The organism is Alloalcanivorax gelatiniphagus (assembly GCF_005938655.1).
Classification (GTDB): Bacteria; Pseudomonadota; Gammaproteobacteria; order Pseudomonadales; family Alcanivoracaceae; genus Alloalcanivorax; species Alloalcanivorax gelatiniphagus.
In genome coordinates, this window is sequence record NZ_VCQT01000017.1 from 1 (window position 1) to 25,518 (window position 25,518).

A 25,518-nucleotide genomic window follows, 5' to 3' on the forward strand; every position below is an offset into this window, starting at 1 on the left:
ACCCGGGACCGCAAATCCGGGACCGCAAATCCGGGACCGCGAATCCGGGACCGCGAATCCCACCGCGACCCGGCCCCGCCGCGCCGAACCGAAGGACGGAAAGCGAACATGGCCGAACAGTACGATGTGATTGTGCTCGGCGCCGGGGCGGCGGGCCTGATGTGCGCCGCCACCGCCGGCTACCAGGGCCACTCCGTGCTGGTGCTGGACCACGCCAACAAGGCCGGCAAGAAGATCCTGATGTCCGGCGGCGGGCGCTGCAATTTCACCAACCTGAACACCACCCCGGCCCATTTCACCTCCGCCAACCCGCACTTCTGCAAATCGGCCCTGAACCGCTATTCCCCCTGGCACTTCCTGGAAATGGTGGAACGCCACGGCGTGGAACACGTGGAAAAGGCCCCCGGCCAGTTGTTCTGCGCCGGGTCCAGCAAGGAGATCCTCCAGGTGCTGCTCACCGAATGTGAGTGGGCCGGCGCCCGGTTGCGTCTGAACACGGCGGTGACCCACCTGAACGGCGTGCCGGTGGAGGGGCAGGAGCGCCCCGCCAACGAGAGCCCGGCCCCGACCCTGGCGGAGCGGGTCGCCGACGGCTTCCGCCTGCGCACCGCCGGCGGTGGCGAGCTGCGCGCCCGCCGCCTGGTGGTGGCCACCGGCGGGCTCTCCATCCCCACCCTGGGCGCCGGGCCCTTCGGTTACCGGCTGGCGGAGCGCTTCGGCCTCGGCGTGCTGCCCACCCGCGCCGGCCTGGTGCCCTTTACCCTGCAGCCGGCGGACAAGAGCTGGCTGGCGGAACTGGCCGGGGTCAGCGCCGAGGTGGCCGCCGAGGCCGGCGGCCGCCGCTTCCAGGAACCGCTGCTGATTACCCACCGGGGCCTGTCCGGGCCGGCCATGTTGCAGGTGTCCAGCTTCTGGGCCCCCGGCGACCCGGTCACCGTGGACTGGCTGCCGGCGCTGGCGGACCCGGCGGCGGCGCTGCGCGCGGCCCGCGCGGAGCAGCCCGCCACCGCCGTGGAAAAATGGCTGCGCGGCTTCGTGTCCCAGCGCCTGGCCGCCGCCCTCAGCGAGCACTTCGGCTGGCACGGCCCGCTGCAACACCACGGCAACGAGCGCCTGGCGGAGATCGCCGCGGTGCTCAAGGGCTGGCGCTTCAAGCCCTCCGGCACCGAAGGCTACCGCACCGCCGAGGTGACCCTGGGCGGCATCGACACCGACGCGGTGTCCTCCAAGACCTTCGAAGCCAAGGCGGTGCCCGGCCTGCATTTTATCGGCGAAGTGCTGGACGTGACCGGCGAGCTGGGCGGGTTCAATTTCCAGTGGGCCTGGGCCAGCGGCCATGCCGCCGGTTTGGCGCTTTGATCGCGGCTGAAGCCGCTCCTACAGGGCACCGTAGGAGCGGCTTTAGCCGCGATAACACCGCAAATTTGCGCACTATTACCGCGCACTGGCTCCGGCGCTGGTTAAAATGGCCGAACCACTCATTTTGCAGGATGCAACCATGCCGGACAGCCCTCTTCTCGATGCCCTCAAACGCGCCGCCGGTGATCCGGCGGCACGCCCGGAATTCTACCGCCAGCTGCTGGCCGCCGAGGTGTTCGTGATCGGCCATACCGAGCCCGACGATGGGGGCCAGGCCCCGGCCGGCACCGGACAGGTGTCCATCGCCCAGTGGCAAAACGGCGATGGCGAACCGGTGATTCCTTTCTTCACCGATCTGGAGGCCCTGCAACGGGCCATCGATGGAGACCAAAACTACCTGGCATTGCCGGCGCGCAGCCTGTTCGAGATCACCGCCGGCGTCGGCCTGGTGCTCAACCCGCGCTCCGATCACGGCAAGGAGTTCTATCCCGAGGAAATCCAGTCGCTGCTGGAGCACGGCACCAACAGTCCCCCGGACATTCACCACACCGAGGCCGGCACCGGCGTCCTGCTCGGCCAGCCGTCGGAATACCCCACCGTGATGGTGGAGGCGCTGCAGCGTTTGCTGCCCGACTATCCGGAGGTGCAAGCCGCCTGGCTGTGCCTGATGTCGGAGGCCGGCGACTCGCCCCGGCAAAGTCTGCTGGTGGGGTTGGGCGGCACCGACCTGGACGATGCCCGCCGGGCGGTGGGCTCGGTGATCGCCGACACCGCGCCGGAGGGGCGCGCCGTGGACCTGATCGTGATTTCCGGCGACGGCGAGGACCATCAACTGGCCAGCTATCTGCGCGACGAGACCACGCCGTTCTACGAACGACGCTCGCCATCGACGCCGACGCAGGACGACGGCCGCCCCTGGTGGCGCCGCCTGCTCGGCGGCGATCGCGACTGAAGCGGTGCGTCGCGACCGCCTTATCGCGACTGAAGTCGCTCCTACAATGGCTAGGCGGTGGCTGTAGGAGCGACTTCAGTCGCGATGCAGGTTCGCACCAGTTTCGTAAGATCACCGTAGGAGCGACTTCAGTCGCGATACGTGCCAGCACCAGATCCGCAAGATCGCCGTAGGAGCGACCGGGCGGCGTACCACTTCAGTCGCGATAAGGCCGCCGGCAGCCCCACCGCCGCCGGTATGGCACCATCGTTCCTCTAACCCCCTGATTCCCCTCCACAAACCCCCGCTGTTTTGTTTGCCTTGTCGGTGCGGCGTGAAACTTTCTCGGTAATTCCGTAACCCCCTTTCTCCCATCGGTATGGATGCGTCGGAGTGTGGTAATTCCGTGCCCGAATGCTCACGACGACCGGTGCGCTCCCGGCGCAGACTCGATCCGTCGCGGCCCGTCCGTGACCACCAATGACATAACAATGAACAGCCGGAGAGAGCATCATGAGGTATCTGGAGCGGCTTATCGGTTTAACCCTGCTGGCCGGCGCGCTGGCCGCCTGCGGCGGCGGTGGAGGCGGCGGTGGCGGTGACACGGCGGTGTCCGGGGGCGGCGGCGCCCCGGTGGACGAGGGCACGCCCCGGGCCGAGGACCCGCTGGACCCGGCCCCGGCGCCGGAGGGCGCGTCCTTCGAAGGGCGCCAGTACCAATGCCAGGGCGACGCCTGCCAGCTGGGCCGGTTCGCCGGCCCCTTCGCCGAACCCACCATCCGCTACAGTGACGCCAGCACCGGCGACAACCTGCGGGTGGTGACCACCGACGACAAATGCCTGGAAGACAGCGAAGGCGATCTGCGCTGCAAGCCGGCGGCGGGCTCCATCGCCTTGCTGCCGGACAACCGGCTGGTCTATTTCAACGCCTTGGAAGGCACCGAGAACGTGGAGTTCTCCATCGTCGCCGAGTTCGGGTTTGTGTCGGTGAACGACCAGACCCGGGTGCTCAATCTGGGCCCGGCGGGTCCCGAGGACCGCATCAGCTGGGAGCGGCCGTCGCCGGTGCGCGGCGGCGCCAACGTGGACGGCAACGACAGCGACACCCTGCTGCCCGGCAAGCAATTGTCCGACGCGGAAAGCACCCCCGGTAACGACGGCGCCCTGTTCTGCGCCGATGTGATCCAGCTGGCCGACGGCCGCATCATGGCGGTGGGCGGCACCGACTACTACACCGAACCGTCCCTGGGCTCGGTGTTCCCCCAGGCCCGCGACGTGCTCGGGTCCATCGACAACGAGATTCCGCTGCCCAGCAACTTCGGCGAGATCAGCGTGCCCGACGACATCGGCGTGGTGGAACTGGAAGGCCTCAAGGACGCGCGCATCTTCGACCCGGCGGACAACAGCTGGACCCAGACCGGCCACATGATCCACGGCCGCTGGTACCCGAGCCTGGTGACCCTGCCCGGTGGCGACATCTTCGTGGCCAGCGGCGTCACCAAGCTGCTCAAGCCGGTCTACACCGGCGCCCTGATCGGCGGCGAGAGCAGTGGCCTGCGTGAGCTGCTGCAGTCCGCCGACAACGTGCGCGCCAGCGAAACCTACGATCTGCAAGCCGGCACCTGGAGCGAGAACGGCGAGCGCCCGCTGCCGGGCCTGGACAGCACCGCCGGCAAAGCCCTGCCGCTGTACCCGCGCCTGCATCTGCTGCCCAACGGCCAGGTGTTCTACAACGCCGCCGGCCAGGCCTTCAATCCGTTCGGCCAGTCCTACAACCAGGCGCAATGGAACTTCGTGTCCGCCTATGACCCGCAACAGGAACTGTGGACCGACCTGGGCTACGCCGGCCTCAACGTGCAGCTGGACGAACTGGGCCTGGAGCGCATCACCAACGCCCTGACCCTGACCAGCCCGGATCTGCTGGAGGATCTGATCGGCAGCGGAGAGGGCCTGCTCACCGGCCTGCTGGGCGACCCCTTGGGCAGCCTGGAGCAGGTCCAGAACCTGCTCGGCGACGTGGCCGACCCGCAGGTGGCCAACCGCCTGCTGGGCGCCGGGTTCCGGGGTTCCACCTTCTCGATCATGATGCCGCTGCGCCAGAACGGCGCCGGCGAATACGACACCGCCCACTTCCTCACCGCCGGTGGCGTGGTGGGCGCGGTGGCGGCCACCAGCCCGGGCAGCTACCTGGCGGTGCCCAACGCGCGCATCGACACCGTGGAGGTGAACGTGCCGGACACCGAAAGCGGCATGCGTTATTCCTCGGAAATCGTCGGCAACCTGAACGGCCCGCGCTGGTACTCCACCGCCGTGCTGCTGCCGGACGGCTCGGTGATGGCCTTCAACGGCGCCAACCGGGACGAAGTGGTGCTGCCGGGCTCCGCCAACCCGGTGCAGGTCACCGAGCGCTTCGACCCCAACACCAAAACCTGGACGCCCATGGCCAGCTCCCTGAACCCGCGCACCTACCACAACACGGCGCTGCTGCTGCCGGACGGCCGGGTGCTGGTGGGCGGCCACGCGCCGATCAACACCGCCTACCTGTTCAGCCTCAATCTGGAAGAGCTGGGCTTCTCGCCCAACGATGGCCGCGACCCGTCCTTCGAGATCTACAGCCCGCCCTATATGTTCAAGGACCGGCCGGAAATTCTGTCGGCGCCGGCGCGGGTGTCCCACGGCGAGGCCATCGATATTCAGGTGGACGACGCCGCCGCCATCCGCGAGGTGCTGCTGGTGCGCCGCACCAGCCTGACCCACCTGGTGGACGGCGATCAGCGTACCGTGGTGCTGCCGCACACCGTGGGCGACGGCCAGGTCAGCGTCACCATCCCGGACAACGGGGCGGTGGCGCCGGCCGGCCATTACCTGCTGTTCGTCAACCGGGTGGCCAGTGACGGCTCCGCCATGGTGGTGCCGTCCACCGCCGCCTCGGTGCAGGTGCTGCTGCCGGACGCGGCGCCGGCCCTGCTGGCGCGGCAGTGAGGAGGCCATGACCATGACGATCCGTAACCGTTGCGCCGGCCTGGTGGCCCTGGCCGGCCTGATGCTGATCGGCGCCGCCGGCGCCCACGGCCCGGAAGCCAAGGCGGTGAAGGCCCGGCTGGACCCGCTGCCGGCGGCCCTGGACGGGGTCGAGGCCCAGGTGCAGACCACGGTGGCGCCGCAGCTGGTGGTGGCCAATGACAGTGACCGCACCCTGGAAATTCTGGATGGGGAAGGGCGCGCCTTTCTGCGCATCGACCGGGGCGGGGTGCTGGCGGACCTGGCCAGCCCGGCCTGGTACCGTGGCCAGACCGCCGCCCGGGGCGTGCCGCTGCCGGACGGCGTGGCCCAGGACGCCGCGCCCCGCTGGGCCCGGGTCAGCGAGCGGCCCCATTGGGGCTGGTTCGACCCGCGCCTGCGCACCGACGAGGTGGCGGTGCCCCACGACCTGGAGCACGCCGGGCGGCCGGCCCGGCTGGCGGACTGGCAAGTGCCGGTGCGGCGGGCGGGGCAGGCCAGCGCCCTGGCCGGCGCCTTCCGCTACGAGCCGCTGCCGCCGGGCCGGTTTCTGTCCCGGTTAACGTCCGATCCGGCCCTGGCGGAGGGGGTCACGGTGACCCTGGCGCCGGGCACGGTGCCGGCCCTGCATCTGCACAATCAAGGGAAGAACCCGGTGCTGGTGGCGGACGCCCGGGGCCGGCCCTGGCTGTGGGTGGGCCCCTGTGGCAGCTTTCTGAACGCGGCGCCGGAGGCGGACGCGCCCCGTTGGGTGAAGGTGGCCGGCGGGCCCCGCTACACCTGGACCGAGCCCCGCGCCGCCTATGGTGAGCGCTGGCCGTCGGCGGCGGTGCTGGACGCCGGCCAGCGCGCCCGGGTCAGTACCTGGCGCCTGCCGGTGACGGTGGGGGACAAGCCGGTGGCGGTCACCGGCGAGGTGTTGTGGGTGCCCGGCGAGCGGGTGGCCGAGGCCGGGCATCATCATTAGCGTCCACGCCTGATCGCGACTGAAGTCGCTCCTACTGGTGTGGCTTTCGGGGGGGGATCGCGGCTAAAGCCGCTCCTACAACAGGCCGCCGGGGTGGGATCGCGACTGAAGTCGCTCCTACAAGAACCGAATGGTACAAGAACAGGATGGCCGTTGTAGGAGCGACTTCAGTCGCGATCAGCTGGCGGGCGGCGTACCGCCTCAGTCGCGACGGCCCCCACCCCCCGACAACCGCTCCAACACCTGCTCCACCACGCCAATCCGTTCGCCGGCGGTTTCGGATTCCAGGCTGAAGCGCAGGGTGCTGGCGCCTTCCAGCTTGTAGAGGTTGGGCCCGGACTGTACCAGCTTGACGATGGTGAGCGGGTCCACCGGGGTGCGTTCGGCGAATTCCAGCTTGCCGCCGCGCGGCCCCGCGTCCACCCGGGTGATGCCGAGCCGTTCGGCGCGCTGGCGCAGGGCGGTGACGTGGAACAGATTCTTAAGCGGGTCGGGCAGCAGCCCGAAGCGGTCGATCATCTCCACCTGCAGCTCTTCCAGCTGCTCCACGGTCTTGCTGCCGGCGATGCGCTTGTACAGCGACAGCCGGGTGAACACGTCCGGCAGATAATCCTCGGGAATCAGCGCCGGAATGCGCAGGTTCACTTCCGGGCCGCCGGACAGGGGCTTGGCGGTGTCCGGCTGTTCGCCGCGCTTCAGCGCTTCCACCGCCTGCTCCAGCATTTCCATGTACAGCGAGAAGCCGATGGCCTCCATGTTGCCGTGCTGCTCCTCGCCGAGCAGCTCGCCGGCGCCACGGATCTCCAGGTCCTGGCTGGCCAGCACGAAGCCGGCGCCCAGGTCGGTGGCTTGCTCGATGGCCTCCAGGCGCTTGAGGGCGTCCTTGGTCATGGCCCGGGGGCTGGGGGTGATCAGATAGGCGTAGGCCTGGTGGTGGCTGCGGCCCACCCGGCCGCGCAGCTGATGCAGCTGGGCCAGGCCCAGCTTGTCCGCCCGTTCGATCACGATGGTGTTGGCGCTGGGCACGTCGATGCCGGTCTCGATAATGGTGGTGCACACCAGCACGTTGAAGCGGCGGTGGTAGAAGTCGCTCATCACCGCTTCCAGTTCCCGCTCGCGCATCTGCCCGTGGGCGATGCCGACCCGGGCGTCCGGCACCATCTTGCGCAGCTCCTCGGCGGTGCGCGCCATGGTGTCGATGTCGTTGTGCAGGTAATAGACCTGGCCGCCGCGCAGCAGCTCGCGGAGGATCGCCTCCTTCACCGCGGTGCTGTCTTTTTGCTGCACGAAGGTTTTCACCGACAGCCGTTTTTGCGGCGGCGTGGCGATAATGGAAATGTCGCGCATGCCGCTCATGGCCATGTTCAGGGTGCGCGGAATCGGGGTGGCGGTGAGTGTCAGGATGTCGCACTCCGCGCGCAACTCCTTGAGCCGTTCCTTGTGGCGCACGCCGAAGCGGTGTTCCTCGTCGACGATGATCAGGCCCAGGTCGGAGAACGACACCGACTCCTGCAGCAGCTGGTGGGTGCCGACGATGATGTCCACCTTGCCGGCCTTGAGCCGCGCCAGCACCTCGCTCTTGTCCTTGGCGCTGCGGAACCGGGACAGCACCTCGATGTTCACCGGCCAGTCCGCGAAGCGGTCGACGAAGGATTCGTAGTGCTGCTGGGCGAGCAGGGTGGTGGGCACCAGCACCGCCACCTGGGCGCCGGTCTGCACCGCCACGAAGGCGGCGCGCATGGCCACCTCGGTCTTGCCGAAGCCCACGTCGCCGCACACCAGCCGGTCCATGGGCTTGGCCAGCTGCATGTCGCTGATCACCGCGCGGATGGCCGCTTCCTGGTCCGGGGTTTCCTCGAACGGGAAGCCGCTGGCGAAGCGTTCGTAGTCCTCCGACTCCACGCCGAAGGCGCGCCCCTGGCGGGCCTCCCGGCGGGCGTAGGTGTTGAGCAGTTCGGCGGCCACGTCGTTGATCTTCTCCGCCGCTTTCTGGCGCGCCTTGGTCCATTGCTCGGTGCCCAGACGGTTGAGCGGCGGGCTGTCGCCGCCGCCGTAGCGGCTGATCAGGTGCAGCGAGGACACCGGCACATAGAGTTTGTCGCCGCCGGCGTATTCCAGCAGCAGGAATTCATGCTGCTGGCCGTGTACCGCCATATGCACCAGGCCCTGGTAACGGCCCACGCCATGGTCCAGGTGCACCACCGGGGCGCCGATGCTCAGTTCGCCCAGGGAGCGGATGCCCAGTTCGTTGCCGCTGTCCTCGCTGGTGCGCCGCCGCCGGCGCTGCATCACCCGCTCGCCGTACAGTTCGCTTTCGCTGACCACCAGCAGTTGGTGGTCCGGGGCGTGGAAGCCGGCGTCCAGCTCGCCCCGGGTCAGGTTCCAGCGCTGGGGGTCGGCCAGGAAGTCGGCCCAGCCGTCCTTGAGGGCCGGCTGGATACCGATTTTCTGCATCAGCTCCAGCAGCGCCTCCCGGCGGCCGGCGGTTTCCGCCACCACCAGGATGCGCAGGTCCGGGCGCGCATCGGCGAAGGCATGCAGCGGCACCAGCGGGTTGCCGGCGCGCGGGTCGGCGGCGATATTGGGCGCCGCCTCCACCCGGAACGACACCGCCCGCTCGCCGTCGCGCTGGCGGGCCCGGGGAAACCGCTTCCAGGCGCCGTCCAGTTCATCCGGGCGCAGGAACAGCCGCGCCGGCGGCAGCACCGGCCGGTAAATATCGTGGCGGCGCTGCTCGTAGCGGGCGTTCACCTCGTCCCAGAAGTGGCTGGCCGCTTCCTCGCAGCCGGCCATTTCCAGGGCCCGGGCGTTGGCGGGCAGGTAATCGAACAGGGTGGCCTGGCTGTCGAAGAACAGCGGCAGATAGTATTCCAGCCCCGGCGTGGCGATGCCGTCGGACACATCCTGGTAGAGCGGCACATGGCGCGGGTCCACGTCGAAGGTGTCGCGGAAGGCGGTGCGGAAGTGGCGGATGCCCTCGGCGCTGAGCGGGTACTCGGCGGCCGGCAACAGATTGATCTCGGTGACCTGACCGGTGGAGCGCTGGGTCTCCGGGTCGAACAGGCGCAGCGACTCGATGTCGTCGTCGAACAGCTCCACCCGGAACGGCTGCGAGGTGCCCATGGGGAACACGTCCATGATCGCCCCGCGCACCGCGAACTCGCCATGCTCATAGACGTTGTCGCGCTGCCGGTAGCCGCAATCCACCAGCCGGGCGCGGGTGGTCTCCATATCGAAGGCCTCGCCCACGCGCAGCATGAAACTGTTGCCGGCGATGTGCGACGGCGGCGCCAGCCGCTGCATCAGGGTATTGATCGGCACCACCAGCACGCCGTTGCGGGCGCTGCCCAGCCAGTTGAGCACGCGGATACGATCGCTGACGATGTCCTGGTGGGGGCTGAACAGGTCGTAGGGCAGGGTTTCCCAGTCCGGGAACAGCATCACCGGCAGGTCCGGCTCGCCGCCGGCGGCACCGGCAAGATAGAAGCCCAGGGCGTCGGCCAGCTGCTGGGCGCGGCCGCTGCCCGGGGCGGCCACCAGCAGCGGGCCGTCCAGGGAGCGCGCCACCTGGGTGAGCACCGCCGCCAGGCTGCCGTCGGACAGACCGCGCCAGTCCTTGAAGTGCTCGTTGCCGGCGGGAAACAGGGGGGTATCGGGTAACAGGGTCATCGTGCCTCCATCGAGGGCGCGCATTGTAGCGCAGTCCCGTGACGGCTTCATGAGGGCCGCGCGCCCCCCATCTCCCGTAGGAGCGACTGAAGTCGCTCCTACGGCGGTGGCCGCCCTCTATGTAGGAGCGGCTTCAGCCGCGATTGTGGTAGCATCCCGCCGCTCGGTATACGCAGAGGCCAATAATGAAAGAATCGGTTCGGGAATTGATGCAGCGCTTTAATCTGGAGCCCCTGGAGAACAATCTTTTCCGGGGCCAGAGCGAAGCGAACGGCCAGCGCAGCATTTTTGGCGGCCTGGTGGCGGGCCAGGCGCTGCTGGCGGCCTCCATGACGGTGCCGGAGGACCGGCCGGTGCATTCCCTGCACGCCTATTTCCTGCGCCCCGGCGACATCCGCCGGCCGGTGATCTACGACGTGGACCGTATCCGCGATGGCCGCAGCTTCACCACCCGGCGGGTGAACGCCATCCAGCACGGCCGCCCGATCTTCAGCCTGTCCACCTCGTTCCAGGTGGAGGAGGAGGGCGCCCGGCACCAGACCGCGATGCCGGACGTGCCGGCCCCGGAGGAGCTGGAGAGCGACGAGGCCGCCCGCCTGCGCATGGCCGACCGCATTCCCAAGCAGTTCCGCGACGACTTCCTGCGCGAGCGGCCCCTGACCTTCCGTCCGGTGACGCCGCGCAACGTGTTCGAGCCGGAAACCCGCGAGCCGCTCAAACAGTTCTGGTTCAAGGTGGACGATACGGTGGAGGCGGACCGCATGACCCAGCGGGCGCTGCTGGCCTATTGCTCGGACTTCGGCTTCATGGGCACCGCCATGCAGCCCCACGGCATGACCTTCTGGCAGGGCAACATGCAATGCGCCAGCCTGGACCACGCCATGTGGTTCTACGACGATTTTCGTATCGATGACTGGCTGCTCTACCACTGCGAAAGCCCCGGCGCCGCCGGCGCCCGGGGCCTCACCTTCGGCCACATCTACCGCCGCGACGGGGTGCTGGTGGCGTCCGTGGCCCAGGAGGGCCTGATGCGCCTGCGCCCCGGCGAGGAGCCGATTTAGGGCGCTTTCGCGCCCCGCTGCAAGCTACAAGCTTCAAGCCGCAACGCGGACCGTCTCTGGTGATCCGCCCGGCGGTACCCGCGAGCGGGGGCCTGCTTGCGGCTTGAAGCTTGCGGCTTGTAGCTCGCCGCGGCCGACCGGCCGCCGGCGCGGCTGGATGCCGGGGGCGATTGGCGCTATCATGCGCGCCCCCAGGCCCGTCCCCTGGCGGCCCGGACCCCGACCTGCAGACTCTGACTGAGAGGCGCCCCGTGAACAAACTGGAAGACCACTTCGGACGCTGGAAAAACCGCGAAGAGATCGCCGAGGCCATGATCCCCATGATCGGCCGGCTCTACCGGGAGAAGAACGTGACCACCACGGTCTACAGCCGCTCCCTGGTCAACAAATCCGTGATCCAGATCCTCAAGGATCACCGTTTCGTCAAGCAAATCGAAGGCAGCCTCTCCGACAGCGGCCTGTCCGTGGTCGAATCCTTCCCGATCCTGCAGGAAGTGGCCAAGCTGGACATCGGCCCCAGCCGCATCGACATCGGTAAGCTGGCGGTGGCCTACAAGAAGGACGACAAGGGCCTGTCCCTTGAAGACTTCGTGCGCCAAGAACTGGCCGAGGCGGTGGATCAGAAAGTCGATCTGCCCGGCCAGAAAGACGTGGTGCTGTACGGTTTCGGCCGCATCGGCCGCCTGCTGGCCCGCCTGCTGATCGAGAAAACCGGTTCCGGCGACGGCCTGCGCCTGAAGGCCATCGTGGTCCGCGAATCCGGCAAGGAAGACCTGCAGAAGCGCGCCAGCCTGCTGCGCCGCGACTCCGTGCACGGCCCGTTCGCCGGCACCATCGCCGTGGATGAAGAAGAAAACGCCATCATCGCCAACGGCAACTTCATCAAGGTGATCTACGCCAACGATCCGTCCAAGGTGGACTACACCCAATACGGCATCAACAACGCCATCCTGGTGGACAACACCGGCAAATGGCGGGACCGCGAAGGTCTGTCCCAGCACCTGGAGTGCCCGGGCGTGGCCCGCGTGATCCTCACCGCCCCCGGCAAGGGCGACCTGAAGAACATCGTGCCCGGCGTCAACCACCACATGGTGGAAGACTCCGACAACATTCTGTCGCTGGCCAGCTGCACCACCAACGCCATCGTGCCGCCGCTGAAGGCGCTGAACGACAAGTTCGGCATCGAAGTGGGCCACGTGGAAACGGTGCACTCCTACACCAACGACCAGAACCTGCTGGATAACTTCCACAAAGGGCCGCGCCGTGGCCGTGCCGCGCCGCTCAACATGGTGCTCACCGAGACCGGGGCCGCCACCGCCGCCGCCAAGGCGCTGCCGGATCTGGCCGGCAAGCTCACCGGCAACTCGATCCGGGTCCCGACCCCGGACGTGTCCATGGCGATCCTGAACCTGACCCTGGTCAAGGAAACCACCCTTGCGGAGTTGAATGAATATCTGCGCTGGGTGAGTCTGCATTCACCGCTGCAGCGTCAGATCGACTTCATCAGCAGCCCGGACGCGGTGTCCACGGATTTCGTGGGTTCCCGTCACGCCGCCGTGATCGACGCCGAGGCCACCATTGTCAACAATGGCCGCCACTGCGTGCTGTACGTGTGGTACGACAACGAATTCGGCTACAGCTGCCAGGTGGTGCGCCTCCTGCAGCTGTTGTCCGGAGTGGAATACCCGATCTACCCGAAAGACTGACCGGTCAGAACAAGAAAAAGCCCGCCGTAGCGGGCTTTTTCTTGCGGGCGCCGTGGATGGCGCCCGCCGGTCCGGCTCCTGCCAGGGGCGATTTTTTGCGGAATACCCACAAGGTCAATCCTGGCATCCGGACCGGACGGTCATTATAATGTCGCGCGCCGGCACCGGCCGGCTTCTCCGGAACGGGGTGCCCGGTACTTCCCGAACGGGTGTTCCTGACGCTTTCTACCGGTTTTCGCGCGCCTTCCCGCCTCCGCCGCCGATCGCGGTCCCCGGGGAAAGCGCCGCTCGACTTCAGCAACACGCAACGTGGGCGAGACACTATGATCAAAATCAAGAAGGGGCTTGACCTGCCTATCGCCGGCGCACCGCGCCAGGCGATCGAGGAAGGTCATCAGGTCCGTTCTGTGGCCGTGCTTGGCGGCGACTACGTGGGGATGAAACCGACCATGGAGGTCCGCGAAGGCGACACGGTGAAGAAAGGGCAGCTGCTCTTCACCGACAAGAAGACCGACGGTGTTCGTTACACCGCGCCCGCCGGCGGCAAGGTCCTGGCCGTCAATCGCGGGCACAAGCGGGTTCTTCAGTCCGTGGTGATCGAGATCGCCGAGCAGGAAGAGGAAGTCACCTTCACCGCCCACCAGCCCGACGCCCTGGGCGGTCTGGACCGCGAAGCGGTGCAGGCGCAGCTGGTGGAGTCCGGTGAGTGGACCCTGCTGCGCACCCGCCCGTTCGGCAAGGTGCCGGCGCCGGGCAGCGCCCCCAACTCCATCTTCGTGACCGCCATCGACACCAACCCCCTGGCCCAGGACCCGGCGGTGGTGATCAAGGACAACGAAGACAGCTTCCGCCACGGCCTCACCGTGCTGACCCGTCTCACCGACGGCCCGGTATGGGTGTGCAAGGCCGGCAAGAGCGACCTGCCGTCCTTCGCCCAGGGTCAGATCCGCGAGGAAGCCTTCGCCGGCAAGCACCCGGCGGGCAACGCGGGCACCCACATTCATCACCTTGATCCGGTGAGCCTGAACAAGACGGTCTGGACCCTGGGCTACCAGGACGTGATCGCCATCGGCAAACTGTTCACCGACGGCAAGATCAGCACCGACCGCGTGGTCGCCCTGACCGGCCCGCAGGTGAAGACGCCGCGTCTGCTGCGCACCCGCGTGGGCGCCAGCCTGGAAGACTTCACCCGTGGTGAACTCAAGGACGGCGACAATCGGGTGATCAGCGGCTCCGTGTTCAACGGCCACCACGCCCGCGGCCCGATGCTGTTCCTGGGCCGCACCGCCAATCAGGTGACCGTGCTGCGTGAAGGCCACGAGCGTGAACTGCTGGGCTACATTTCCCCCGGCAGCAACCGCTTCTCGGTGATGAACATCTACCTGTCCAAGCTGATGCCGGGCAAACGGTTCAACTTCACCACCACCACCAACGGCAGTGAGCGGGCCATGGTGCCGATCGGCGCCTACGAGGAAGTGATGCCCCTGGACATCCTTCCCACCCAACTGCTGCGCTCGCTGATCGTCGGCGATACCGACTCCGCCATGGCGCTGGGCGCCCTGGAACTGGTCGAGGAAGACCTGGCCCTGTGCACCTTCGTGTGTCCGGGCAAGTACGAGTACGGGCCGATCCTGCGCGACAACCTGACCACGATCGAGGTGGAGAGCTGAGATGGGTCTGAGAAATTACATCGACGATAAAATCGCCCCGCATTTCCATGAGGGCGGCAAGCTCGAGAAGTACTACGTCTTCTTCGAAATGTTCGACACCATGCTGTACAGCCCGGACTCGGTGACCCGGTCCGCGGCCCACGTGCGTGACGGCATCGACCTGAAGCGGATCATGATGACGGTCTGGTTCGCCACCTTCCCGGCGATCCTGTTCGGTCTCTACAACACCGGCTACCAGGCCAACCTGCAAATCACCGAGTTCGGCTACGACGCCATCCCCGGCTGGCGCGCGGACCTGGTGATGGCGCTGACCGGCTTCGATTACCAGAGTTTCTGGGCCAACCTGCTGCACGGCCTGGTCTACTACGTGCCGATCCTGATCGCCGTCTACCTGACCGGCTTCTTCTGGGAGGCGCTGTTCGCCTGGAAGCGCGGCCACGAGGTCAACGAGGGCTTCTTCGTCACCGGTATCCTGTTCACCCTGATCCTGCCGCCGGCGATTCCGCTCTGGCAGGTGGTGCTGGGCGTGTCCTTCGGCATCGTGATCGGCAAGGAAGTGTTCGGCGGCACCGGCAAGAACTTCCTCAACCCGGCGCTGGTCGGCCGGGCGTTCCTGTACTTCGCTTACCCGGCGCAGATGTCCGGCGACTCGGTATGGACCGCGGTGGACAACTTCTCCGGCGCCACGCCCCTGGGCCTGGCCGCCGCCGGTGACCTGAACTTCTCCGCCGGCCTGGCCGACAACGCCCTGGCCGCCGGCGCCAACGGCGCCACCCAGAGCCTGGCCTGGATGGACACCTTCCTGGGCGGTATCCAGGGCTGTATCGGTGAAACCTCGGTGATCGCCATCGCCCTGGGCGCGGCCTTCCTGCTGTTCACCAAGATCGCCTCCTGGCGGATCATGCTCGGCGTGCTGATCGGCATGGTGGCCATGAGCGGCCTGTTCAATGGCATCGGCAGCGACACCAACCCGATGTTCGCCATGCCCTGGTACTGGCACCTGACCGTGGGCGGCCTGGCCTTTGGCCTGGTGTTCATGGCCACCGACCCGGTGTCCGCGTCCATGACCAACACCGGCAAGCTGATCTTCGGCGCGCTGATCGGCGTGATGACGGTCCTGATCCGGGTGGTCAACCCGGCGTTCCCGGAAGGCATCATGCTGGCGATCCTGTTCGGCAACCTGTGCGCCCCCCTGATTGACTACTTCGTGACCCAGGCGAACATCCGTCGTCGCCTGCGTCGCACCGGCGGAGCGGTGTAATGGCTGGAAACAAAGATAGCGTAGCAAGAACCCTTACCGTCGCGTTCCTGGTCTGCCTGGTGTGCGCGGTGGTGGTGGCCACCGCCGCGGTGAGCCTGCGCCCCGTGCAGCAGAAGAACCAGACCCTGGACCGCCGCGTCAACATCCTGCAGGCCGCCGGTCTGTATCAGCCCGGCATGGACGTGGAAAAAGCGTTCAAGACCATCGACCGCAAGTTCGTCGAGCTGGACACCGGTGAGTATGTGGACGAGCCGGACTCCTACGACCAGCTGAAAGCGGCCAAGGACCCGGAGCGCAGCGAGCGCCTGGACCCGGAAGATGACATCGCCGGCATCAAGACCCAGGCGGACGTGGCCGAGGTGTTCCTGGCCCGGGACGACGCCGGTAAGCTGACCCGCATCATCCTGCCGATCCGTGGCTACGGCCTGTGGTCCACCCTCTACGGGTTCATGGCCCTGGAGCCGGACGCCAAGACCATCGCCGGTCTCGGCTTCTACCAGCACGGCGAGACCCCGGGTCTCGGCGGCGAGGTGGACAACCCGGCCTGGAAGGCGCTGTGGCAGGGCAAGAAAATCTATGACGAGGACGGCGACATCGCCATCCAGGTCATCAAGGGTACCGTGGACAGCGGCACGCCCAACGCGGAAAACAAGGTGGACGGCCTGGCCGGCGCCACCCTGACCAGCAAGGGCGTCAGCCACCTGGTACGGTTCTGGGTGGGTGCCAAGGGCTTTGGCCCCTATCTGCAACGCATGCAGAATGGCGAGGCCGATAACGGCGCCGACGACGACGGCGAGACTGGAGGAGAGGCGTAATGGCGGAGAAGACAAAGGACCTGTTGTTCGGTCCGATTTTCGACAACAACCCCATCGCGCTGCAGATCCTGGGTATCTGCTCCGCGCTGGCGGTGACCAGCAACCTGAGCACCACGGTGACCATGTGTATCGCGCTGACGTTGGTGACCGCGTTCTCCAATTTCTTCGTGAGCACGGTGCGCAACGTGATCCCGTCGAGCATCCGTATCATCGTGCAGATGACCATCATCGCGTCGCTGGTGATCGTGGTGGATCAGTTCCTCAAGGCCTACGCCTACGGCATCTCCAAGCAGCTGTCGGTGTTCGTCGGTCTGATCATCACCAACTGTATCGTGATGGGTCGCGCCGAAGCCTTTGCCATGAAGAACGCGCCGATTCCCTCCTTCATGGACGGTGTCGGCAACGGCCTGGGCTACTCCGTGCTGCTGCTGTGCCTGGGCTTCGTGCGTGAGCTGTTCGGCGCCGGCAGCCTGTTTGGCATCCAGGTGCTGCCGACCACCGCCGACGGCGGCTGGTACGCCACCAACGGTCTGCTGCTGCTGCCGCCGAGCGCCTTCTTCCTGATCGGCTTCTTTATCTGGGCGGTACGTACCTGGAAACCGGAGCAGGTGGAAGAAGACACCTTCAAGATGAAGCCGCACACGCGCGTCAGCGACGCGTTTTAACGGCGTGAACAGGGGAGTCAATCATGTTTGAACATTACGTCAGCCTGTTCGTCCGCGCCGTTTTCGTGGAGAACATGGCGCTGGCCTTCTTCCTGGGGATGTGTACCTTCATCGCCATCTCCAAGAAGATCTCCACCGCCATCGGCCTGGGCATCGCGGTTATCGTGGTGCAGACCATCACCGTGCCGGTGAACAACCTGATCCTGCACTACCTGCTGAACGAAGGCGCGCTGTCCTGGACCGGTATCGACGCACTGGCCAACCTGGACCTGCGCTTCCTCGGCCTGCTCAGCTACATTGGCGTGATCGCGGCGATCGTGCAGATCCTGGAAATGACCCTGGATAAGTACGTGCCGAGCCTGTACAACGCGCTGGGCATCTTCCTGCCGCTGATCACCGTGAACTGCGCCATTCTGGGTGCCTCACTGTTCATGGTGGAGCGCGATTACAACCTGGGCGAGTCCGTGGTCTACGGCATCGGTGCCGGCACCGGCTGGGCACTGGCCATCACGCTGCTGGCGGGCATCCGCGAGAAGCTGAAGTACAGCGACGTTCCCGACGGCCTCAAGGGGCTGGGCATCACCTTCATTACCGTGGGTCTGATGTCACTCGGGTTCATGTCCTTCTCCGGCGTGCAACTCTAAGGGTAAGGGGAGAGCGAGAACATGGGTTTTGAAATCATTCTCGGCGTGGTCATGTTCACCGCCATCGTGCTTGCACTGGTGGCGGTGATCCTGATGGCCCGTTCCCGCCTGGTGACCAGCGGTGATGTGCACATCGACATCAACGGGGAAGCCGATAAAGGGATCGACGTGCCCGCCGGCGGCAAGCTGCTGGGCACCCTGGCGGACCAGGGTATCTTCCTGTCCTCCGCCTGTGGTGGTGGCGGCACCTGCGCGCAGTGCAAATGCCAGGTCATCGACGGTGGCGGCGACATCCTGCCCACCGAGGAAGGCCACTTCACCAAGGGCCAGATCCGCGACGGCTGGCGCCTGAGCTGCCAGGTCAACGTCAAGCAGGACATGAAGATCAAGGTGCCCGAGGAATTCTTCGGCGTGAAGAAATGGGAATGCGAAGTCGTTTCCAATCCCAACGTGGCCACCTTCATCAAGGAACTGACTCTGAAGCTGCCGGAAGGCGAGAACGTGGACTTCCGCGCCGGCGGTTACGTGCAGCTGGAATCTCCGCCCTACGACATCGATTTCTCCAACTTCGATATCGAAGAGGAATTCCGCGGCGACTGGGAGAAGTTCAAGTTCTTCGATCTCAAGGCGAAGAGCAATGAAACCGTGGTGCGCGCCTATTCCATGGCCAACTATCCGGAAGAGAAGGGCATTCTCAAGTTCAACATCCGGATCGCCACGCCGCCCCCGGGCGCCAAGGACATTCCGCCGGGCCTGATGAGCTCCTACGTGTTCAACCTGAAGCCCGGCGACAAGATCACCGTGTTCGGGCCCTTCGGTGAGTTCTTCGCCAAGGAAACCGACGCGGAGATGGTGTTCATCGGCGGTGGCGCGGGCATGGCCCCCATGCGCAGCCACATCTTCGACCAGCTCAAGCGTCTGCACTCCAAGCGCAAGATCAGCTTCTGGTACGGCGCCCGCTCCATTCGCGAGACGTTCTACTCCGAGGAGTACGATCAGCTGGCCGAGGAGAACGACAACTTCGAGTGGCACCTGGCGCTGTCCGATCCGCTGCCCGAGGACAACTGGGAAGGCCCCACCGGCTTTATCCATAACGTGGTCTACGAGAACTACCTCAAGGACCACCCGGCACCGGAAGACTGCGAGTACTACATGTGCGGTCCGCCGATGATGAACGCCTCCGTGATCAAGATGCTCGAGGACCTGGGCGTCGAACCGGAGAACATCATGCTGGATGACTTCGGCGGCTGATTGAACGGCATCGCGGCTGAAGCCGCTCCTACAGGCACGTCATGCTGTAGGAGCGACTTCAGTCGCGATCCGGGGTCGCCCCGACCCCGACGATGGCCCCGCCGCCCCTCCGACATCCTTCACCCGCGATCGACACTCCCATGCCAATCCTTCTGTTCCGCCTCTTCCCCCTCCTTGCCCTCCTGGCGCTGCTCGCCGCCTGCGACGACACCACCGACCGCCTGTCCGCGCTCAACGGACCCACCATGGGCACCACCTGGTCGGTGAAATTCACCGGCACCCCCACGGGCGGCGTGCCGGCGCTGCGGCAATCCATCGAGGCGGCGCTGGAGCAGGTCAACGCGGACATGAGCACCTACCGCGAGGACGCCATCATCAGCCGCTTCAACCGGGCCGAGGCGGGCCGGGCGGTGACCCTGTCCGACGACTTCGCCAAGGTGCTCCAGGAAGCGTTGTCGATCTCCCGGGACACCGACGGGGCCTACGACGTGACCATCGGCCCCCTGGTCAACCTGTGGGGCTTCGGCCCGGACCCGGAGCGCTTCGAACCGCCGCCGGAGGCGGACGTGGAAGCGGCCCGGGCCCGGGTCGGCTGGCAACAGCTCAAGCTGAACGGTGATCAACTGGTGCAACCCGGCGGCGTGTACCTGGACCTGTCGTCCATCGCCAAGGGCTTCGCCGTGGACAAGGTGGCCGGGGTGATGGAACAGGCGGGCATCGGCAACTATCTGGTGGAGATCGGCGGCGAACTCCGCGCCGCCGGCCAGAAACCCCATGGCCAGCCCTGGCGGGTGGCGGTGGAGCGGCCGATTGTCGGCGTGCGCGAAATGGACAAGGTGATCGCCCTGCGCGACCTGTCCATCGCCACCAGCGGCGATTACCGCAACTTCTTCGAGGTCGACGGCAAGGTCTACTCCCACACCATCGACCCGCGCACCGGCTACCCGGTGGGGCACCGGCTGGGGTCGGTGACCGTGTTACACTCCAGTTGCATGGTCGCCGACGGCTTGGCCACGGCGCTCACCGTACTGGGCCCGGAAAAGGGCCTGGCGTTCGCCGAAGCCCGTGAACTGCCGGTGCTGTTTATTGTCCGAGGGGATAACGGCCCCGAGGAAATCATGACCGACGCCTTTCGGAATATTCTGGAAGGCGAAGCAGGAGGAAACTGACATGTTGGGTACCATTCTGGCCGCGTTCGTCGTGCTGGCCCTGCTGTTCGCCGGCATGGCCATCGGCGTGATTCTGTCCAACAAGCCGCTCAAAGGGTCCTGCGGTGGCCTCGCCGCCCTGGGCATGAAGGACGGCTGCGAAATCTGCGGCGGCGACAAGGACGCCTGCGAGGAAAACACCCGCCAGGTAAACGCCAAACGCGCCGCCGAACTGGGCCGCGACGTTCTTAAAACCTGACCGCGCGGTTATCGCGACTGAAGTCGCTCCTACAACCCCTTCTCCTGTAGGAGCGACTTCAGTCGCGATCCCCCCCTATGTAAGCCTCCGCCTACAAAAACCGTCTCCGATCACCTACCCCGATCAAGGTCGCTGACCGATCCCGCCGACGCCGACAGCCCGTCATGATCGGCTGAATGAAAACCCCACCACGACAACACGCTCTGAGAAAGGGACGGGTCTCCCTTCCCGGTCAGGTTTACTTGATCACCACCGTGACCCGCCACCGGGCGCCGGTGTTTGAGGATCTGTTCGCCGGCCGCGGGCTGGTGCGGCAGCTTTACCGGCTGCAGCAACTGGAGGAAGCGGACACGCTCAGCTACGTGGTCATGCCGGATCATCTTCATTGGTTGTGCCAGCTAAGGGCCGTGTCGCTGGAGCGGGTGGTGAAACTTTTGAAAGGGAGCAGCAGCCGGACGGTGCCGGCATTGACCTGGCAACCCGGCTTCCACGATCAGGCGGTTCGGAACCACCATCAATTGAAAGCCCATGCCCGATACATGATCGCCAACCCGTTACGGGCCGGGTTGGTGGACCGGATCGGTGCTTACCCGTTGTGGGATGCGGTGTGGTTGAAAGCGGATACGGAGGCGGATTGGGGTTGGGGTGGGTAGGTGGTTTGCCGTGGGCTTTTATCGCGACTGAAGTCGCTCCTACAATGGCACACCCCTCTCCTGTAGGAGCGACTTCAGTCGCGATCAAGGCCGCCCAACAATCACCGCGGTACGCAGCCGCGACTGCCCGTACCGGGTCATCTTTTCAAACCGGTCCCGGGTGATGGGCACATGCTGGCAATCCAGCGGCACCTGGTCGTCCGCCGGGTCCGGGTCGTGGATGTAGAAGCATTCCTCGTCGGCGCCGCTGACCACCACCCAATGGGGCGCCTTGCGCCCGTCCAGGCGCCAGGTGCTGATCAGCACGATGGCCACTTCCCCCTGTTTCAGCGCCTTGTCCAGCCGCGCGGCGGTAAGCTCCCGGTAGCGCACCGGAATGCCCTGTTCGCGCACCGCTTCCTCGAAGTGGCCGTGCACGGTTTCGATCACCCGCTTTTTGTTTTCGTCGCGCACCGAATCCAGAAACAGGGGCCCGCGCTGGTTGCAGTAGACCTGGGCGCTGAGCCCACGGGCCCGGGCCGCCAGGGCCAGGCCCAGGGGATGGCAGCCGCCGTGGCCGGCGGTCATGAAAATGGTGGTGGCTTCGCGCCAGATCAGCAGCTCTTCCCGTTCCTTGGGGGCGCGCTGGAGCAGGGCGGCCAGGGCCATCTGCAGGCAGGCCGGGCCGCAGGTGAATTCGGTGCTCTGGCGCACCCAGGGGATCTCCCCGCCGGCCTGGCGCTGGGGCGTGTAATGCAGCCGCTTCTGGTAGCGCAGGGCGGCCTCATGGTCCTCGTAGTAGTCCGGCGTGTAGCCGAACAACTTATAACCGCGCCGCTCATAGAGGCGGATGGCGCCGGCGTTGTCGCGGCGCACTTCCAGGCGCAGATACAGGCGTTTTTCCTCGTGGGCGTACTGCTCGGCGGCGTCCATCAGCACATCGCCCAGGCCGCGCCCGCGCCAGGCCGGATCGGTGGCGATGGAATACAACCGCGCCAGCCGCGTGCCGCGCTGCAGAATCACCAGGGCATAGCCGGCCAGCGTGCCGTCCCCGGCCAGCGCCAGGATCAGCCCGGAGTGGGCCTGGCGAATCCAATGGCGAAAGCTGCGCCGGGACAGGCGGTCGCTGTCGAAGCAACGCCGCTCCAGGGCGGTGAGGGCATCCAGGTCGTCGGGCAGGGCGGGGCGAAGGGTAAAAGGGTGATCCATGAGTCCATCCGAATTTCCGGTCAGCATAAAGCCCGGCCGGGCGGCGATGCCAGTGCTTTTCGCGGCCCCGCCGCATCGTCATAATGGCGCGATAAGGAGATCGCAATGCCAGTGTCGTCCGCTCCCTCGCGGGGGCTGATTCTTTCCGGTGGCGGCGCCCGCGCCGCCTATCAAGTGGGTGTGCTCAGCGCCATCGCCGACATGCTGCCGCCCACCGCCAGCAACCCTTTCCCCATTATCTGCGGCACCTCCGCCGGTGCCATCAACGCCGCCGGCCTGGCCGCCGGCGCCCACGACTATCGTCTGGCGGTGCGTGGTCTGGAGCAGGTATGGGCCAACATGACCGCCGAGCAGGTCTATCGCACCGACATCGTGGCGTTCGTGCGCAGCCTGCTGCGCTGGATGTTCAGTTCCGCCGCCGCCGGCCGGGGCACCACCCGCAGCGCGCTGCTCGACAATACGCCGCTGAAACGGCTGCTCAGGCTGGTGATCAACTTCCAGCGCATCGGCCAGAGCATCGACCAGGGCCACCTGCGGGCGCTGTCGATCACCGCCTCCAGCTATGCCTCCGGTGAATCGGTGGCGTTTTTCCAGGGCGCCGAGGATCTGCAGGAATGGAACCGGGCCCGGCGGCTGGGCCGGCGCTCCACCATCGGCGTGCAGCATCTGCTCGCCTCCGCCGCCATCCCGTTGCTGTTTCCCGCCGAAAACGTGGACGGCCGCTACTACGGCGACGGCGCCGTGCGCCAGCTGGCGCCGGTGAGCCCGGCCCTGCACCTGGGTGCCGACCGGCTGCTGGTAATCGGCGTGTCCGGTAATTCCAGCGCCGAGCACCAGCGCCAGTTGAGCGGTTACCCGTCCCTGGCCCAGGTGCTGGGCCATGTGCTCGACAGCGTGTTCGTGGACACCCTGGAAGGGGACGTGGAGCGCCTGGAGCGCATTAACCGCACGGTGCAGGCGATCAGCCCCCGGGCCCGCAACCAGCACGAAATCCAGCTGCGTCAGGTGGAGGTGTTGAAGATCTATCCGTCCCAGCCGCTGGACGAAATCGCCGCCGAGCACAACAAGGAGCTGCCGCGCACCCTGCGTTTCTTCCTGCGCGGCTCCGGCGCCACCCGCTCGCCGGGGGCCTCGGCGCTCAGCTATCTGCTGTTCGAGCCCGGTTTCACCGGGCGGTTGATGGCGCTGGGGTATCAGGATGCCAAGGCCCGGGAAGAAGAGATCCGGGCGTTTTTGGAGGATTGATGCATCGCGGCTGAATGACCGTGTAGGAGCGACTTCAGTCGCGATCTCGCCGCCGTTGATGGAAATGGGCGATAAAACTGGTGGGAAAATCGGTAATGATGCCGTCCACCCCCAGCTTCGCCAGCCGTTGGGCCTCGGCCAGATCGTTCACCGTCCAGGTGGACACCTTCAGGCCGCGCCGCCGGGCGCGGCGCATCAGCGCTTCATTGACCAGACTGTGCCGGGGCATCAGCCAGGTGCAGCCCAGCGCCGCCGCCCGGCGGGTGGGTTGCTGGTAACGGTATTCCGCCACATAGCCCCGTTGGATGCGCGGCGTCATATCCGCCAGCATGCGCAGGAAACCGGTATGGCTTGAGGTCACCACCGCGCGCTGTTCCAGCCCCAGCTCGTCGATCAGCGCCACCAGCCGATGGGCCAGCCGGTGCAGCAGGGGCGACTCGGCGCCTTTTACCTCGAACTGGAAACGCATGTCGGGGCCGCACAGCGCCACCACCTCGCGCAGGGAGGGAATGCACACCGGGCTGTGCCAGCCGGGGGTGTTCTGGCGCGCGTCCAGCACCCCCAGCTGCGCCAGGGTGTAGTGATGGACCTTGCCACGTTCGCCGGTGGTGCGGGTGACGTTGCGGTCGTGCACCACGATCAGGTGGCCGTCCCGGGACAGGCGCACATCCAGTTCCACTTCCGTGACACCGGCCTCCAGTGCCACCTGAAAGCCCGCCAGGGTGTTTTCCGGGGCCTCGCCGCGGGCGCCGCGATGGCCAACGATGGTGGGAATGCCTTGGGTCATGGGTCTCTTAACGCGTTGCACGGACGTCCGTCGGTTCGCCGGGCATTGTGCGTGGGCGCCCCGGCCGCATCAATAGCCCCCGCCCATTTGTCACGCAATTGTCGCAACCCACCGCGCCATGTTCGTGGCCCCATCCTTGTAGGAGCGACTTCAGTCGCGATGGGGTTTTGGGGTGACCTTCGAAGGCCCTATCGCGGCTGAAGCCGCTCCTACAGGGGTTGGGGGAGACCCCGCAGCGTGACCTTGTAGGAGCGACTTCAGTCGCGATGGGGTTTGGGGTGTGGTCTTCGAAGGCCCTATCGCGGCTGAAGCCGCTCCTACAGGGGGTGGGGGAGACCCCGCAGCGTGACCTTGTAGGAGCGACTTCAGTCGCGATGGGGTTTGGGGTGGTCTGCGAAGGCCTTATCGCGGCTGAAGCCGCTCCTACAGGGGGTGGGTGAGATCCCGCAGCGTGACCTTGTAGGAGCGACTTCAGTCGCGATGGGGTTTTGGGTGTGGTCTTCGAAGGCCCTATCGCGGCTGAAGCCGCTCCTACAAAGGGTGGGGGAGACCCCGCAGCGTGACCTTGTAGGAGCGACTTCAGTCGCGATGGGGTTTGGGGTGGTCTTCGAAGGCCCTATCGCGGCTGAAGCCGCTCCTACAGGGGGTGGGGGAGACCCCGCAGGGTGACCTTGTAGGAGCGACTTCAGTCGCGATGGGGTTTGGTGTGGCCTGCGAAGGCCCTATCGCGGCTGAAGCCGCTCCTACGGGGGGTGGGGGGAGGCCCCGCAGCGTGACCTTGTAGGAGCGACTTCAGTCGCGATGGGGTTTGGGTGTGGTCTTCGAAGGCCCAATCGCGGCTGAAGCCGCTCCTACGGGGGGTGGGGGAGACCCCGCAGCGTGACCTTGTAGGAGCGACTTCAGTCGCGATGGGGTTTGGTGTGGCCTGCGAAGGCCCTATCGCGGCTGAAGCCGCTCCTACAGGGGGTGGGGGAGACCCCGCAGCGTGACCTTGTAGGAGCGACTTCAGTCGCGATGGGGTTTGGGGTGGTCTGCGAAGGCCTTATCGCGGCTGAAGCCGCTCCTACAGGGGGGGGGTGAGATCCCGCAGCGTGACCTTGTAGGAGCGCCTTCAGTCGCGCTGGGGTTTTGGGTGTGGTCTTCGAGGGCCCTATCGCGGCTGCAGCCGCTCCTGCCAGGGGTGGGGGGGACCCCGCCGCGTGACCTTGTAGGAGCGACTTCAGCCGCGGTGGGGTTTCG

Annotated in this window: 19 protein-coding genes; 16 read left to right on the top strand and 3 right to left on the bottom strand. The window is 66.5% G+C overall.

Features of this window, described 5'->3' with window-relative positions:
* Positions 1–108: 108 nt before the first annotated feature.
* From FGS76_RS03530 to FGS76_RS03545, 4 genes are all read left to right on the top strand, one after another.
* The gene (locus FGS76_RS03530; protein WP_138771250.1) at positions 109–1,359 is read left to right on the top strand and encodes a BaiN/RdsA family NAD(P)/FAD-dependent oxidoreductase; all 1,251 of its coding nucleotides are present in this window, start codon (positions 109–111) and stop codon (positions 1,357–1,359) included.
* A 139-nt stretch (positions 1,360–1,498) separates the two neighbouring features.
* A complete protein-coding gene (locus FGS76_RS03535) occupies positions 1,499–2,311 on the top strand; it encodes an enhanced serine sensitivity protein SseB C-terminal domain-containing protein (protein WP_170214389.1) in 813 nt (270 codons plus the stop codon).
* A 492-nt stretch (positions 2,312–2,803) separates the two neighbouring features.
* The gene (locus FGS76_RS03540) at positions 2,804–5,272 is read left to right on the top strand and encodes a galactose oxidase early set domain-containing protein (RefSeq protein ID WP_138771252.1); all 2,469 of its coding nucleotides are present in this window, start codon (positions 2,804–2,806) and stop codon (positions 5,270–5,272) included.
* A 13-nt stretch (positions 5,273–5,285) separates the two neighbouring features.
* Complete coding sequence (locus FGS76_RS03545; RefSeq protein WP_138771253.1) at positions 5,286–6,257, top strand: hypothetical protein; 972 nt, start codon at positions 5,286–5,288, stop codon at positions 6,255–6,257.
* Positions 6,258–6,458: 201 nt separating this feature from the next.
* Here the strand turns inward: FGS76_RS03545 and mfd are convergent, their stop codons facing one another.
* Positions 6,459–9,926, bottom strand: coding sequence for a transcription-repair coupling factor (mfd, locus tag FGS76_RS03550; protein ID WP_138771254.1), 3,468 nt, complete (start codon positions 9,924–9,926; stop codon positions 6,459–6,461).
* A gap of 185 nt (positions 9,927–10,111) precedes the next feature.
* Between mfd and tesB the strand changes: the two genes are divergently transcribed.
* The 11 genes from tesB to FGS76_RS03605 all read left to right on the top strand — a co-directional run bounded on the left by tesB (position 10,112) and on the right by FGS76_RS03605 (position 21,059).
* The gene (tesB, locus tag FGS76_RS03555) at positions 10,112–10,987 is read left to right on the top strand and encodes an acyl-CoA thioesterase II (RefSeq protein ID WP_138771255.1); all 876 of its coding nucleotides are present in this window, start codon (positions 10,112–10,114) and stop codon (positions 10,985–10,987) included.
* Positions 10,988–11,238: 251 nt separating this feature from the next.
* Entirely contained in the window at positions 11,239–12,693 is a 1,455-nt protein-coding gene (locus tag FGS76_RS03560; protein WP_138771256.1) for a glyceraldehyde-3-phosphate dehydrogenase, read from the top strand.
* Positions 12,694–13,016: 323 nt separating this feature from the next.
* Positions 13,017–14,363, top strand: a complete 1,347-nt coding sequence (locus tag FGS76_RS03565) for a Na(+)-translocating NADH-quinone reductase subunit A (protein ID WP_138771257.1) — start codon at positions 13,017–13,019, stop codon at positions 14,361–14,363.
* A gap of 1 nt (position 14,364) precedes the next feature.
* On the top strand, positions 14,365–15,624 hold the full coding sequence (locus tag FGS76_RS03570; protein ID WP_138771258.1) for an NADH:ubiquinone reductase (Na(+)-transporting) subunit B: 1,260 nt from the start codon (positions 14,365–14,367) through the stop codon (positions 15,622–15,624).
* Complete coding sequence (locus FGS76_RS03575) at positions 15,624–16,439, top strand: Na(+)-translocating NADH-quinone reductase subunit C (RefSeq protein WP_138771259.1); 816 nt, start codon at positions 15,624–15,626, stop codon at positions 16,437–16,439. Before FGS76_RS03570 ends, FGS76_RS03575 begins: the two co-directional genes overlap by 1 nt.
* Positions 16,439–17,104: an NADH:ubiquinone reductase (Na(+)-transporting) subunit D gene (locus tag FGS76_RS03580; protein WP_138771260.1), complete on the top strand. Its 666-nt coding sequence runs from the start codon at positions 16,439–16,441 to the stop codon at positions 17,102–17,104. Before FGS76_RS03575 ends, FGS76_RS03580 begins: the two co-directional genes overlap by 1 nt.
* A 23-nt stretch (positions 17,105–17,127) precedes the next feature.
* A complete protein-coding gene (nqrE, locus tag FGS76_RS03585) occupies positions 17,128–17,748 on the top strand; it encodes an NADH:ubiquinone reductase (Na(+)-transporting) subunit E (RefSeq protein WP_138771261.1) in 621 nt (206 codons plus the stop codon).
* A gap of 21 nt (positions 17,749–17,769) precedes the next feature.
* Positions 17,770–18,999: an NADH:ubiquinone reductase (Na(+)-transporting) subunit F gene (gene nqrF, locus FGS76_RS03590; RefSeq protein WP_138771262.1), complete on the top strand. Its 1,230-nt coding sequence runs from the start codon at positions 17,770–17,772 to the stop codon at positions 18,997–18,999.
* Positions 19,000–19,139: 140 nt separating this feature from the next.
* The gene (locus FGS76_RS03595; protein ID WP_138771263.1) at positions 19,140–20,168 is read left to right on the top strand and encodes an FAD:protein FMN transferase; all 1,029 of its coding nucleotides are present in this window, start codon (positions 19,140–19,142) and stop codon (positions 20,166–20,168) included.
* Position 20,169: 1 nt separating this feature from the next.
* Complete coding sequence (nqrM, locus tag FGS76_RS03600; RefSeq protein WP_205717167.1) at positions 20,170–20,406, top strand: (Na+)-NQR maturation NqrM; 237 nt, start codon at positions 20,170–20,172, stop codon at positions 20,404–20,406.
* 176 nt (positions 20,407–20,582) lie between these two features.
* Positions 20,583–21,059 carry an REP-associated tyrosine transposase gene (locus FGS76_RS03605; RefSeq protein ID WP_138771264.1) on the top strand — a complete coding sequence of 159 codons (477 nt, stop codon included), beginning with the start codon at positions 20,583–20,585 and terminating at the stop codon, positions 21,057–21,059.
* Between the two features lie 84 nt (positions 21,060–21,143).
* On the opposite strand, the gene FGS76_RS03610 is transcribed toward FGS76_RS03605, so the two are convergent.
* Positions 21,144–22,247, bottom strand: a complete 1,104-nt coding sequence (locus FGS76_RS03610; protein ID WP_138771265.1) for a GNAT family N-acetyltransferase/peptidase C39 family protein — start codon at positions 22,245–22,247, stop codon at positions 21,144–21,146.
* A gap of 105 nt (positions 22,248–22,352) precedes the next feature.
* On the opposite strand from FGS76_RS03610, the gene FGS76_RS03615 reads away from it, so the two are divergent.
* Positions 22,353–23,492 (top strand): patatin-like phospholipase family protein, encoded by a 1,140-nt coding sequence (locus FGS76_RS03615; protein WP_138771266.1) that lies wholly within the window; start codon positions 22,353–22,355, stop codon positions 23,490–23,492.
* 34 nt (positions 23,493–23,526) lie between these two features.
* Here the strand turns inward: FGS76_RS03615 and FGS76_RS03620 are convergent, their stop codons facing one another.
* Positions 23,527–24,279, bottom strand: coding sequence for a glycerophosphodiester phosphodiesterase (locus FGS76_RS03620; RefSeq protein WP_138771267.1), 753 nt, complete (start codon positions 24,277–24,279; stop codon positions 23,527–23,529).
* Between the last annotated feature and the right edge of the window lie 1,239 nt (positions 24,280–25,518).